The 12,841-nt window shown below is 68.6% G+C and carries 14 protein-coding genes; 9 read left to right on the top strand and 5 right to left on the bottom strand.

What is annotated here, in order from left to right; translation table 11 throughout:
* Window positions 1-116: 116 nt before the first annotated feature.
* The gene (dnaA, locus tag ACIQOE_RS24955) at window positions 117-2,066 is read right to left on the bottom strand and encodes a chromosomal replication initiator protein DnaA (protein WP_401413832.1); all 1,950 of its coding nucleotides are present in this window, start codon (window positions 2,064-2,066) and stop codon (window positions 117-119) included.
* 373 nt (window positions 2,067-2,439) lie between these two features.
* Between dnaA and rpmH the strand changes: the two genes are divergently transcribed.
* The 9 genes from rpmH to ACIQOE_RS24910 all read left to right on the top strand — a co-directional run bounded on the left by rpmH (window position 2,440) and on the right by ACIQOE_RS24910 (window position 9,543).
* Window positions 2,440-2,577, top strand: a complete 138-nt coding sequence (gene rpmH, locus ACIQOE_RS24950) for a 50S ribosomal protein L34 (protein ID WP_005482975.1) — start codon at window positions 2,440-2,442, stop codon at window positions 2,575-2,577.
* 21 nt (window positions 2,578-2,598) lie between these two features.
* A complete protein-coding gene (gene rnpA, locus ACIQOE_RS24945) occupies window positions 2,599-2,970 on the top strand; it encodes a ribonuclease P protein component (protein WP_365569285.1) in 372 nt (123 codons plus the stop codon).
* The gene (yidD, locus tag ACIQOE_RS24940; RefSeq protein WP_351316546.1) at window positions 2,967-3,332 is read left to right on the top strand and encodes a membrane protein insertion efficiency factor YidD; all 366 of its coding nucleotides are present in this window, start codon (window positions 2,967-2,969) and stop codon (window positions 3,330-3,332) included. Before rnpA ends, yidD begins: the two co-directional genes overlap by 4 nt.
* Before the next feature lie 3 nt (window positions 3,333-3,335).
* On the top strand, window positions 3,336-4,646 hold the full coding sequence (yidC, locus tag ACIQOE_RS24935; protein ID WP_351316543.1) for a membrane protein insertase YidC: 1,311 nt from the start codon (window positions 3,336-3,338) through the stop codon (window positions 4,644-4,646).
* A 15-nt stretch (window positions 4,647-4,661) separates the two neighbouring features.
* Complete coding sequence (locus tag ACIQOE_RS24930) at window positions 4,662-5,171, top strand: R3H domain-containing nucleic acid-binding protein (RefSeq protein WP_351316540.1); 510 nt, start codon at window positions 4,662-4,664, stop codon at window positions 5,169-5,171.
* Between the two features lie 117 nt (window positions 5,172-5,288).
* Entirely contained in the window at window positions 5,289-6,005 is a 717-nt protein-coding gene (gene rsmG / locus ACIQOE_RS24925) for a 16S rRNA (guanine(527)-N(7))-methyltransferase RsmG (RefSeq protein WP_351316538.1), read from the top strand.
* A gap of 429 nt (window positions 6,006-6,434) precedes the next feature.
* Window positions 6,435-7,508 carry a ParA family protein gene (locus tag ACIQOE_RS24920; RefSeq protein ID WP_351317831.1) on the top strand — a complete coding sequence of 358 codons (1,074 nt, stop codon included), beginning with the start codon at window positions 6,435-6,437 and terminating at the stop codon, window positions 7,506-7,508.
* Window positions 7,505-8,617, top strand: a complete 1,113-nt coding sequence (locus ACIQOE_RS24915) for a ParB/RepB/Spo0J family partition protein (protein WP_401413828.1) — start codon at window positions 7,505-7,507, stop codon at window positions 8,615-8,617. Before ACIQOE_RS24920 ends, ACIQOE_RS24915 begins: the two co-directional genes overlap by 4 nt.
* A 308-nt stretch (window positions 8,618-8,925) precedes the next feature.
* Complete coding sequence (locus ACIQOE_RS24910) at window positions 8,926-9,543, top strand: GNAT family N-acetyltransferase (protein WP_401413826.1); 618 nt, start codon at window positions 8,926-8,928, stop codon at window positions 9,541-9,543.
* A 111-nt stretch (window positions 9,544-9,654) separates the two neighbouring features.
* On the opposite strand, the gene trxA is transcribed toward ACIQOE_RS24910, so the two are convergent.
* From trxA to sigM, 4 genes are all read right to left on the bottom strand, one after another.
* On the bottom strand, window positions 9,655-9,987 hold the full coding sequence (trxA, locus tag ACIQOE_RS24905) for a thioredoxin (RefSeq protein ID WP_351316530.1): 333 nt from the start codon (window positions 9,985-9,987) through the stop codon (window positions 9,655-9,657).
* 46 nt (window positions 9,988-10,033) lie between these two features.
* The gene (gene trxB / locus ACIQOE_RS24900; RefSeq protein WP_401413823.1) at window positions 10,034-11,002 is read right to left on the bottom strand and encodes a thioredoxin-disulfide reductase; all 969 of its coding nucleotides are present in this window, start codon (window positions 11,000-11,002) and stop codon (window positions 10,034-10,036) included.
* Between the two features lie 206 nt (window positions 11,003-11,208).
* A complete protein-coding gene (locus ACIQOE_RS24895) occupies window positions 11,209-12,114 on the bottom strand; it encodes an anti-sigma factor family protein (protein WP_401413820.1) in 906 nt (301 codons plus the stop codon).
* Window positions 12,111-12,836: an RNA polymerase sigma factor SigM gene (sigM, locus tag ACIQOE_RS24890; protein ID WP_351316521.1), complete on the bottom strand. Its 726-nt coding sequence runs from the start codon at window positions 12,834-12,836 to the stop codon at window positions 12,111-12,113. The genes ACIQOE_RS24895 and sigM overlap by 4 nt, the downstream gene beginning before the upstream one ends.
* Window positions 12,837-12,841: the final 5 nt, after the last annotated feature.

The raw sequence follows: 12,841 nt of genomic DNA, 5'->3' as shown, positions 1-12,841 counted from the left end.
GAACCGTCCCCAGGACACGAACCGGGTCCCTCCGAACCGTCCCCAGGACACGAAAAGGCGCCCCCGGGATCTCTCCCGAGGGCGCCTGGGACGCCGTAGGACCGCCTGCCGGACCGCTACCCGTTCTTGATCCGGTTCGTCAGCTCCGTCACCTGGTTGTAGATCGAGCGCCGCTCCGCCATCAGTGCCCGGATCTTCCGGTCGGCGTGCATCACCGTCGTGTGGTCCCGGTTGCCGAACTGCGCCCCGATCTTCGGCAGCGACAGGTCGGTGAGCTCACGGCACAGGTACATGGCGATCTGCCGCGCCGTGACCAGCTGCCGGCCGCGCGAGCTGCCGCACAGGTCCTCGACCGTGAGGCCGAAGTAGTCCGCGGTCGCCGCCATGATCGCCGAGGCGCTGATCTCCGGCGTCGAGTCCTGGCCGCCGGGGATCAGGTCCTTCAGCACGATCTCGGTCAGGCCGAGGTCGACCGGCTGCCGGTTGAGCGACGCGAACGCCGTCACCCGGATCAGCGCGCCCTCCAGCTCACGGATGTTGCGCGAGATCCGGGAGGCGATGAACTCCAGTACCTCCGGCGGCGCGTTGAGCTGCTCCTGCACCGCCTTCTTGCGGAGGATCGCGATGCGCGTCTCCAGCTCCGGCGGCTGGACGTCGGTGATCAGGCCCCATTCGAAACGGTTCCGCAGCCGGTCCTCCAGGGTGACCAGTTGCTTGGGCGGCCGGTCGCTGGAGAGCACGATCTGCTTGTTCGCGTTGTGGAGCGTGTTGAAGGTGTGGAAGAACTCCTCCTGCGTCGACTCCTTGTCCGCGAGGAACTGGATGTCGTCGACGAGCAGGATGTCCATCTCTCGGTACCGCTTGCGGAAGCTGTCGCCCTTGCCGTCGCGGATCGAGTTGATGAACTCGTTGGTGAACTCCTCCGAGCTGACGTACCGCACTCGGGTGCCCGGGTAGAGGCTGCGCGCGTAGTGCCCGATGGCATGCAGCAGGTGCGTCTTGCCGAGGCCCGACTCGCCGTAGATGAACAGCGGGTTGTAGGCCTTGGCGGGCGCCTCGGCGACGGCGACCGCGGCCGCGTGGGCGAAGCGGTTGGACGCGCCGATGACGAAGGTGTCGAAGAGGTACTTGGGGTTCAGGCGGGCGGTCGGTTCGCCCGGTCCCGGCGCCGGCGCGGGCTTGGCCCCCAGCGGTCCGGGCGCGCCCGGACCGCCGCCGGCCGCCGGCAGGTCCGGGCGTCCGGGTCCGCCACGGCGGCCCTGGCCCTGCCCGCCAGGGGGCTCGGAGCGCTCGCGGCGGCCGCCGTCGCGCTGGTCGTAGTCGGAACGGTCGTAGCCCGGCCGGTCGTACTCGGAACGGTCGTAGTCGGAGCGCTGCGGTTCGAAGTCGCCGCGCTGCTGCTCGTACGACGGCCGGTCCGCGGGCTGCTGGGGCCGGTACTCCTGGCCGTAGGAGTCGCCGTAGCCGTCCGAGCGGTAGGTCTCCTGGGACGGCGAGGCGTAGGGATCGCGTTCGGGGAAGCCGAGCCGGGGCTGCTGCCAGCCGTACTCGTCCTGACCGCCGCGCGGCCAGGCGCCGGGCTCGGGGCGCTGGTACTCCGACGGGTAGGCCGGCCGGGCGTTGGGCAGCTGGTCGGCGCGCGGCGGCAGCTGGTCGCGGCCGCCCTGCTCGCCCGGGTGCTCGGCGCGGTGCCGGCCGTATCCGCCGTCGTACTGCGGCGCGGGCAGCTGCTCGGGCTCCTCGTAGCGGTGGGACTGCGCGGGGGGCGCCGGCGGGGTCGGGGGTTCGCCCGCGGACTCGTCCACGGTGATCGCGATCCGGATCGGGCGCCCGCACTCGCGGCTGAGCGATTCGCTGACGATGGGGGCCAGACGGCCCTCCAGCACGTTCTTCGCGAATTCGTTCGGCACGGCGAGCAGGGCGGTGTCCGCCACCAGGGCGAGCGGCTGGCAGCGCCGGATCCAGTGCTCGTCCTTGCCCTCCACGCCCTGCCCGCGGCCCTCGCCGAGGAGCTGCTCCAATACGCGTGGCCACACTGCGGCAAGATCGGCAGGTACGTCAGCCACAGGGCACGCTCTCTCACAGGTCCCACGAACGTGTGGTTCGCGGACGGGTCGGGATGAATATCGGGTCGGGCGGGGATAAAGGAACGAATCGGAGTTCAGCCACGGTAGTCAGCGTGGCGGGTGCGGTTCAAGTTGTTGTCCCCAGCCTGTGGATAGTGTCTCTCGGTCACTGCTGGTTTGACCGAATGGCGTAGCCCCGCGTACCGTAACCAGGTCGAGTTGTCGATGGCTGCTGCCGCCTGCCTCCGATGGGCACAGATCGCTGAAGGTGATCGGGAAGCGGTGCACTCGGGCGTGACGCGAGCTACTCGTGGGCGCACGGTGACAGCCAGGACGGCACCCGCCACACCGATTTGATTTCTGGAGCCCCCGAGTGAGCAAGCGCACCTTCCAGCCGAACAACCGTCGTCGCGCCAAGACCCACGGCTTCCGCCTGCGGATGCGTACCCGTGCCGGTCGCGCGATTCTGGCGAACCGCCGCAGCAAGGGTCGCGCCAGCCTGTCCGCCTGATTCCGATCAGGTCATGACATCGTGCTGCCCACCGAGAACCGGCTGAGGCGGCGCGAGGACTTCGCGACCGCTGTACGACGGGGGCGCCGGGCCGGCCGCCCGTCCCTCGTCGTCCACCTTCGTAGCGGTTCCACGGACCCGCACGCGCCTGGGGAGAGCGCTCCCTCGACGCGTGCGGGTTTCGTCGTGAGCAAAGCAGTGGGTGGCGCGGTCGTACGCAACAAAGTCAAGCGCAGACTGCGTCACCTGATGCGCGACCGAGTCGCCCTGTTTCCCCCCGGTAGCCTGGTAGTCGTACGAGCGCTGCCCGGAGCGGGCGACGCCGACCATGGACAGCTGGCCCGAGACCTGGACGCCGCCATCGAACGGCTACTGGGAGGGGGCGCGCGATGAAGTACCCACTGCTGGCTCTGATCAAGCTGTACCAATGGACGATCAGTCCATTGCTGGGGCCGGTGTGCAAGTACTACCCGTCGTGCTCCCACTACGGCTACACCGCCATCGACCGGCACGGTGCGATCAAGGGGACGGCACTCACTGCCTGGCGGATCCTGCGGTGCAATCCGTGGTCGCTGGGCGGTGTGGATCATGTTCCTCCGCGGAAGCGACCGCGGTGGCACGAAATGCTGCGTGACGCCTGGCGTGCACGCAAGGGCGGGCCCTCCGCCGCCGAACCGGCCACCGAGGAGAAGCTCGCCCCCGAGCTTCCTTCGAGCCCGGCCGCAGAGACTTCGTCCCATGCCCAAGGAGCATGATTAGTGGACACGATTGCCAGCCTCTTCAGCTTCATCACGACACCCGTTTCATGGGTCATCGTCCAGTTCCACGCGGTGTACGGGAAGATCTTCGGTCCCGACACCGGGTGGGCCTGGGGCTTGTCCATCGTGTCTCTGGTGATCCTGATCCGCATCTGCCTGATCCCGCTCTTCGTGAAGCAGATCAAGGCGACCCGGGCCATGCAGACGCTGCAGCCCGAGATGAAGAAGATCCAGGAGCGCTACAAGAACGACAAGCAGCGCCAGTCCGAAGAGATGATGAAGCTGTACAAGGAGTCGGGTACCAACCCGCTCTCCTCGTGCCTTCCCATCCTCGCTCAGTCGCCGTTCTTCTTCGCCCTGTACCACGTGCTCAACGGCATCGCCTCGGGCACGACGATCGGTGTGATCAACCAGGGCCTGCTGGAGAGCGCGCAGAAGGCGCACATCTTCGGCGCTCCCCTCGCTGCCAAGTTCTTCAGCAGCGAAGCGCAGATCACCTCGCTCGACGCCTCGCAGACCAACGTCCGGATCGTGACGGCCGTCATGATCGTGCTGATGTCGGCGTCGCAGTTCTACACGCAGCGCCAGCTGATGACGAAGAACGTCGACACCACGGTGAAGACGCCGTTCATGCAGCAGCAGAAGATGCTGATGTACGTCTTCCCGGTCATGTTCGCCGTCTTCGGTGTGAACTTCCCGGTCGGTGTCCTCGTCTACTGGCTCACCACCAACGTGTGGACCATGGGTCAGCAGATGTACGTCATCCGCAACAACCCGACCCCGGGTTCCAAGGCGCAGGCCTCCTACCTGGAGCGTCTGACCCACCACGTCACCGCCCACGGCAAGGCCCGCAAGCGCAGCGAGCGCACCATCATCAAGGCGATCGTGTCCAAGGGCCGGGACCGCAACGAGTTCGAGCGCAAGTTCATCAACTCGCTGACCAAGGCGGGTCTGGTGGCCCAGGCCGACGGCAGTGTGGTCAAGGGCGAGGCCCAGGCCGCCGCGGGGACCGAGGACGGCGTCGCGGTCACCGCCGCCAAGCGTCAGCAGCCCAAGCGCCAGACCAAGGCCCAGCGCCAGTCCGGCACCACGAAGACGGCCGGTGAGCCGTCCGCCTCGGCCGAGCCGTCCGCCTCCGAGACGGAGGACTCCGCCGAGCCGACGACCTCGCTGGAGAAGTCCGACGAGCCGCAGGACGCCAAGCCGGCCGCCCAGCAGCCCCCGAAGGGCGGGGCCAACGGCCGCAGCAGGGCCCAGTCCGGTCAGCGCAAGGGCGGTCCGCAGCGCCCCAAGTCCCCGTCCAAGAAGTAAGAAGGAGCCCATCCCGTGACGGAAGGCACCACCTCCGCTGCCGAGGGTGCAGACACCCTGACCCGCCTGGAGCAGGAGGGCGAGATCGCGGCGGACTACCTCGAGGGTCTGCTGGACATCGCCGACCTCGACGGCGACATCGACATGGACGTCGAGGCCGACCGAGCCTCCGTGTCGATCATCAGCGACGCGGGCGGCCGCGACCTGCAGAAGCTGGTCGGCCGCGACGGCGAGGTGCTGGAGGCGCTCCAGGAGCTGACCCGGCTGGCCGTGCACCGGGAGACCGGTGACCGCAGCCGCCTGATGCTCGACATCGCGGGCTACCGCGCCCAGAAGCGCACCGAGCTCTCCGAGCTGGGGGCCAAGGCCGCGGCCGAGGTGAAGAGCACGGGCGAGCCCGTGAAGCTCAAGCCGATGAGCCCGTTCGAGCGCAAGGTCGTGCACGACGCGGTCAAGTCCGCCGGGCTGCGCAGCGAGTCGGAGGGCGAGGAGCCGCAGCGGTTCGTCGTCGTGCTGCCCGCCTGATCGGCCGCACCGTTTCACCGGCCCCGTCTGTTGAGCAGGCGGGGCCGAACTTTGTCAGCCTGGTGGTTCTGGTGGCCGGTGCGCGGAGCGCCGGCGCGGTACGGAAGGACGGTCCCCGTGACGGAGGCTGCGGAGCTCCCCCCGGCGCCTGAGCAGGCGCGGGAAGTGTTCGGCGAGCGCTTCGCCGATGCGGTCCGCTACGCGGAGCTGCTCGCCGAGGCAGGCGTGCAGCGTGGTCTGATCGGCCCTCGGGAGGTGCCCCGCCTGTGGGAGCGGCACCTGCTGAACTGCGCGGTGCTCTCCGAGGCCGTCCCCGAAGGGGTGACGGTGTGCGATGTCGGCTCCGGCGCCGGGCTGCCGGGCATTCCGCTGGCACTGGTCCGGGAGGACCTCAACATCACCCTGCTGGAGCCGTTGCTGCGGCGCACGAACTTCCTCACCGAGGTCGTCGAGCTGCTCGGTCTGAATCATGTGACCGTGGTGCGCGGCCGTGCCGAAGAGGTCATGGGCAAGCTGCCTCCCGTGCACGTGGTGACGGCGCGGGCCGTGGCCCCGCTGGACCGGCTGGCCACCTGGGGCGTTCCGCTGCTGCGTCCCTACGGCGAGATGCTCGCCCTCAAGGGGGACACGGCGGAGGAGGAGCTGAAGGCCGCGTCCACCGCCCTGACCAAGCTCGGCGCGGTCTCCACGTCCATCCTGCATGTGGGTGAAGGGGTGGTGGACCCGCTCTCCACGGTCGTGCGGGTGGAGGTCGGCGAGAGCCCGGGCGGCGTCCGGTTCGCGGCGAAGCGGGCCAAGGCCGCTCGCACGGGCCGAGTACGGCGACGACGCTGACCGCAGCGCAGAGCTATGAACGCCGCAGAGGCGCCCTCCCGGCCCGGGAGGGCGCCTCTGCGGCGTGAGGGGCACAGTGCTCAACGTCGCTGTTCGTGCGACGTGAAGCTCCCCGGCTCCGCATGTTCCTGCTCGTAGCAAAAGACGATGTTTACCCCTGCGGGGGAGACGGGGTGCTCTGCGGCGGAGTGTCACCCGCATAAAGGACAAATTGTTGTCATCGTGTTTCACGTGAAACGTCGCTCACTGTTGCACGGCATCATCGGCCGGGGCCGCGCCGCGGCCGAACCACGCGACCGAAAGCCTCTCGGTTCTCTCAGAGAGGGGGCAGCCCGTGACACTCCGTCCTTCTTGCGGGGCACGGAGTTGTCCACAGAGGTGGATTTCTCCACAGAACACCAGGCCTCACTGGTTCACGACCCCGAAGGCATGGGAGGCTCTGTTCATTGCGAGCCTGAAGTCGAGGAGAGTGAATCCTTGCGGTCCGACGCCAACATCGCGGGACCGATGACCGATCCGGTCCCCGGTCCCCGAACCGAGTCGATGGGGGCGGATGTTTCACGTGAAACACCGCCTCCGATGGACGACACTCCCATCGGTCGTGCTGCCCAACTCGCGGTAGAAGCGCTGGGCCGTGCCGGTGAGGGTCTGCCACGTCCGGAGCAGACCCGAGTCATGGTGGTGGCCAACCAGAAGGGCGGTGTCGGCAAGACGACGACGACCGTCAACCTTGCCGCGTCACTGGCCCTGCACGGTGCCCGCGTTCTGGTGATCGACCTCGACCCACAGGGCAACGCCTCCACCGCGCTGGGCATTGACCACCACGCCGAAGTTCCGTCCATCTACGACGTGTTGGTCGAGAGCAAGCCGCTGGCCGAGGTCGTCCAGCCGGTGGTCGACGTCGAAGGTCTCTTCTGTGCCCCCGCCACGATCGATCTCGCCGGTGCGGAGATCGAGCTGGTGTCGCTGGTGGCACGGGAGAGCCGTCTCCAGAGGGCGATCCAGGCGTACGAGCAGCCGCTGGACTACATCCTCATCGACTGCCCGCCCTCGCTCGGCCTCCTGACGGTCAACGCACTGGTCGCGGGCGCCGAGGTGCTCATCCCGATCCAGTGCGAGTACTACGCCCTGGAAGGCCTCGGCCAGCTGCTGCGCAACGTCGACCTGGTGCGGGGGCACCTCAACCCCGCCCTGCACGTGTCGACCATCCTGCTCACCATGTACGACGGCCGGACGCGACTCGCTTCCCAGGTCGCCGAAGAGGTGCGCAGTCACTTCGGCGAAGAGGTGCTGCGGACGAGCATTCCCCGCTCGGTCCGTATCTCCGAGGCGCCGAGCTACGGGCAGACGGTTCTGACCTACGATCCTGGATCGAGCGGTGCCCTCTCCTACCTTGAGGCGGCCCGAGAAATCGCGCTGAGGGGCCTCGGTGTCAGCTACGACCCGACGCAGGCCCACATCGGCACCCAGAGCAACACGAGCATGGTGGAGGGCATTCAGTGAGCGAGCGACGGAGGGGGCTGGGACGTGGCCTCGGCGCGCTGATCCCAGCTGCCCCGACCGAGAAGAACCCGGCCCAGGCAGCGATGGGTGGCACGGGGTCTCCGTCGGTGGCAGCGGGCCCGGTGCTGACGACCGAGCGAGGCGTCGCCGCCGCGAAGGTGACGACGCTGCCGGCGGTGTCACAGGAGCCCGAGGAGCCCTCGGTCTTCGGTGTGGTTCCCGAGGCGCCGGCGTCTCCGATGGGCGCCCACTTCGCGGAGATCCCGCTCGACGACATCACGCCGAACCCTCGCCAGCCGCGTGAGGTCTTCGACGAGGACGCTCTGCAGGAGCTGGTCACCTCCATCCAGGAGGTCGGTCTTCTCCAGCCGGTCGTCGTACGCCAGCTCGGTCCCTCGCGCTACGAGCTCATCATGGGTGAGCGGCGCTGGCGGGCCTGCCGTGAGGCCGGCCTGGAGGCGATCCCGGCGATCGTCCGGGCGACGGATGACGAGAAGCTTCTTCTGGACGCGCTGCTGGAGAACCTCCACCGTGCTCAGCTGAACCCGCTGGAGGAGGCCGCCGCCTACGACCAGCTGCTGAAGGACTTCAACTGCACGCACGACCAGCTGGCCGACCGTATCGGGCGTTCGCGGCCGCAGGTCTCCAACACCCTGCGGCTGCTGAAGCTCTCGCCGGCCGTCCAGCGCAGGGTCGCGGCCGGTGTCCTGTCGGCCGGGCATGCCCGGGCGCTGCTCTCCGTCGACGACTCGGAGGAGCAGGACCGCCTGGCCCACCGCATCGTCGCCGAAGGGCTCTCGGTGCGGGCCGTCGAGGAGATCGTGACCCTCATGGGCTCGCGACCGCAGGCAGCAACCCGGGCCAAGGGTCCTCGTGCGGGCGCGCGGGTCTCCCCGGCGCTGACCGATCTCGCGACCCGGCTCTCGGACCGCTTCGAGACCCGGGTGAAGGTGGACCTCGGCCAGAAGAAGGGCAAGATCACCGTCGAGTTCGCCTCGATGGAGGACCTTGAGCGGATCCTCGGCACGCTGGCTCCGGGCGAGGGCCCGGTCCTGCCCCAGGGAGTCCAGGACAGTGACTCCGAGGAGTCCGAGGAGTCCGAGGACTGACCTCGGCGCCCAGCGGAGCGGGTCGTGTCCGGTGTGTACCGGAACACGATCCGCTCTTTGCTTTTAGTCGGTTTCGATGGAATCGCTGGGTGGATAGCATGCGTTCGGGTACGGCGGATCCACCTGACAGCTGGCAGCACCTCTGAATGGGAGGCGGGGGCCATGCGATCGATGAGCCGCACCGGACTGGTGAGCGCGGCCCTGGGACTGGGCGCGACCGTCGGATTCGTCGGCAGTCTGCTCAGAGAACGCAGTGCTCTGACAGCCGCTCGCGATGCTGCGGGCGAAGGAAGCGAGGATCAGCCTTCATGGGGCGTCGGCTCGTACCGCTCACGCTGGACAACCTCCAGGACCTTCCCAAGCGCTGCCGCGCGTGCGTCTTCTGGGAGCTGGACCCCGTCAGCGGCGAAGCAGCGGTAAGGGCGGGTACGCCTGCGGCCGAGAAGGAGTCCTGGATCTCCGCCGTCCTGCTCGACTGGGGATCGTGCGGCCGGGTGGTCTACGTCGATGACGCACCCGTGGGGTTCGTGATGTACGCACCGCCCGCGTACGTGCCCCGGTCCACCGCGTTCCCCACGAGCCCGGTCTCGCCGGACGCGGTCCAGCTGATGACCGGCTACATCATGCCCGGCTACCAGGGACAGGGTCTCGGGCGCGTGATGATCCAGACGGTCGCCAAGGATCTGCTGCGGCGGGGCTTCAAGGCGATCGAGGCGTTCGGCGACGCCCGCTACAAGGAGCCGGGCTGTCTGCTGCCCGCCGACCATCTGCTCGCGGTCGGCTTCAAGACGGTCAGGCAGCACCCCACACGCCCCAGGATGCGGCTGGAGCTGCGCACCACGCTCTCCTGGAAGGAAGACGTGGAACTGGCCCTCGACCGGCTTCTGGGGGCCGTACAGAAGGAGCCGGCCCTGCGGCCGCTCTGACGGTGTCATCCGGCCGGTCCGCCTCAGGGCTCATCCGGCCGGTCCGGGTGAGCCCTCAAAGCGAATGGGCCAACCCCGGGGGGTTGGCCCATTCGTGTTTCACGTGAAACGTCACTCGGCGATGAAGTCGTCGAGGTCGCGCAGGAGCGCGGCCTTCGGCTTGGCACCGACGATGGTCTTGGCGACCTCGCCGCCCTGGTACACGTTCAGGGTGGGGATCGACATGACGCCGTACTTGGCGGCCGTCGACGGGTTCTCGTCGATGTTCAGCTTGACGATCTGGATCTTCTCGCCGTGCTCGGCGGCGATGGCCTCAAGGGACGGGGCGATCTGGCGGCACGGGCCGCACCACTCGGCCCAGAAGTCCACCAGGACAGGCTTGTCGCTCTTGAGGACGACCTCATCGAAGTCGGCGTCGGTTACATGCTTCAGAGTGCCGGCCACGGCGGGCTCCTTTACTCGTTCGTGCGGTGGGGCGGAAGGGGGATGATCAGACGGTGGTCTTCTCGGGCTCGGCCTTCTCCTCGTCCGCGAGGGCGGCGAGGAAACGCTCGGCGTCGAGAGCAGCGGAGCAGCCGGTGCCGGCCGCGGTGATCGCCTGGCGGTAGGTGTGGTCCACCACGTCACCTGCGGCGAACACACCCGTCAGGTTGGTGTGCGTCGAGGGCGCGGCGACCTTCAGGTAGCCCTCCTCGTCCAGGTCCAGCTGACCCTTGAACAGCTCGGTGCGCGGGTCATGGCCGATCGCGATGAACAGCCCGGTCACCGGGAGGTCCGACAGCTCACCGGTCTTGACGTTGCGCAGCTTCAGACCGGACAGCTTCTGCTCGCCCTGGACCTCGGCGATCTCGCTGTCCCAGGCGAACTTGATCTTCGGGTCGGCGAAGGCACGCTCCTGCATCGCCTTGGAGGCGCGCAGGGTGTCCCGGCGGTGGACGATCGTCACGGACTTGGCGAACCGGGAGAGGAAGGTCGCCTCCTCCATCGCGGTGTCGCCGCCACCGATCACGGCGATGTCCTGCTCCTTGAAGAAGAACCCGTCACAGGTGGCACACCAGGAGACTCCACGACCGGACAGGGCGTCCTCGTTCGGGAGACCCAGCTTGCGGTGCTGGGAGCCCGTGGTGACGATGACGGCCTTCGCCTTGTGGACCGTACCGGCGGTGTCCGTGACGGTCTTGATCTCACCGGTCAGGTCGACGGAGACGATGTCGTCGGGGATCAGCTCGGCACCGAAGCGCTCGGCCTGGGCACGCATGTTGTCCATGAGGTCGGGACCCATGATGCCGTCGCGGAAGCCCGGGAAGTTCTCCACCTCGGTGGTGTTCATCAGCGCACCGCCGGCGGTGACGGCACCCTCGAACACGAGGGGCTTCAACGACGCGCGCGCGGTGTAGAGCGCCGCCGTGTAGCCGGCGGGCCCGGAGCCGATGATGATCACGTTACGGACGTCGCTCACGGCTTGATTCCTCGTCTCTGGTCTACGTCATTCGACCGGTGAGAGCTCTTCTCAGAAGCTCTCATCCCACCCAACGGATCCTACGGGGCGTGCATTCCCGGTGTGTCCGGGCACACGGGGGTCCCTTACCGTACGGATTTCCAGGGTGCGACGGACGATGCGTCCTTTGCCGCGGTGGATCGCACCGAGGGGCACTCCGAGTCCGCTCAGGGACGTGCCACGGACTCCGTCAGCAGAACCTGACCGGCCGGGGCCGACGGTCGGCTCACGCAGGTGGCATCGACGATGAAGACCGTGACCCGGGAGCTGTCGGAGGCATCGGGGAGAACGACTAGGTAGGCGTCCTTCCCTTCGTACGTCCCCTTCTTCGCACCGAGGACGTCGTCCGGGCGGCTGATGCCCTGACGGACGCACTGCGGCACCGACACCGAGGGCTGGATCCGGGTGGTGTAGGGAGTGTCCGACGTGCCGGGCGCGGTGGACGTGCCCTGGATCCCCAGATCCGGCTTCTTGGAGCCTTGCAGGCCCGTCTTCGTGCCGAGAAGGTCGTCCACCTCGGTCTGGAGAGTGGACTTGGAGAAGCCCGCGGCGGAGTTCGTCGGCCGGTTCTGCGCCGTCGTCGTTCCGTTGTCGCTCAGCGAGTGGAGGAGGAACGAGCCGGCACCCAGGACGGCCGCGGTGAGGACGGCCCCGAGCGCGACGGTGCGTCGGCGTCGCCCACGCCGGTCGTGCCCGCGTCCCTGTCCGCGATCCTTACGGCCGGGACCGGTCGACGCGCTCGACCGTCCGGCGGGAGGGTGCACCGGAGCCGACGGGACAGGCGATGTTTCACGTGAAACATGAGTCTCGGGTGCCGTGGCGTCGAGCAGCGCCTCGGCGGCGAGGGCGGCGTCGATACGACCCACGACGTCCGCTGGCATGCGTTGCGGTCCCGGTAGCTCGCCCAGGAGGCTCTGGATCTCCGTCAGCGAGGCGAGGACGTCGGCACAGAGTTCGCACCTGTCCAGGTGCTGCTGCACCTCAGCGGTGCGGCCGGCCGGGAGCAGGCCCTCGGTGAGGTCGGAGATCTCCGCGACGTCCGGGTGCCCGGTCGTGTCTGTCGAGGAAGTCACGCTCGCCCACCTCCGCCCTTCACTGCGGCTGAATCACTCGGCCCGGTCTTCCGCGCGTCTCCGTCCTCGGGACCCGCTGCCGGTGGGACGGATGTCCCCTCCGCCCGGTTCCGTGCCGGGTCCGTCTCTTTCCGGGCGGCCGCGCTCTCCGGTCGGAGGTGGGTGAGCAGCGGGAGGAGTCTGGCTCTGCCACGGGCGCAGCGGCTCTTCACCGTCCCCGTGGGCACGTCGAGGACCCGGGCCGCTTCCGCCACCGGATACCCCTGCATGTCGACCAGGACGAGGGCCGCACGCTGATCGTGCGGAAGCGTGCCGAGGGCTTCGAGGAGCTGGCGGTGCAGATCATTGCGCTCGGCCGGAGCGGAGGCCGACTCGTGCGGCTCCAGCAGCTGCTCCAGCCGCTCCGTGTCGTCGACGGGCGCGGTCTTCCTGGAGGCCGCCTTGCGGGCCCGGTCGAGGCAGGCGTTGACCGTGATCCGGTGCAGCCAGGTGGTGACGGCCGACTGGCCCCGGAAGGTGTGGGCGGCGCGGTAGGCGGAGACGAGGGCGTCCTGGACGGCGTCCGCGGCCTCCTCGCGGTCCCCCAGGGTCCGCAGCGCCACCGCCCAGAGCCGGTCCCGGTGGCGGCGCACGATCTCCCCGAAGGCGTCGGGGTCGCCTTCGACATGGCGGGCGAGCAGATCCTGATCGCTCACACCGTCAAAGCCGGCCCCCTCCGCCATCTGCC

The organism is Streptomyces sp. NPDC091282 (genome assembly GCF_044757385.1).
In the GTDB taxonomy this organism is placed as follows: Bacteria; Actinomycetota; Actinomycetes; order Streptomycetales; family Streptomycetaceae; genus Streptomyces; species Streptomyces gramineus.
Note: the sequence above shows the minus strand (reverse complement) of the source record. Positions and strands in the feature narration are given on the sequence as shown.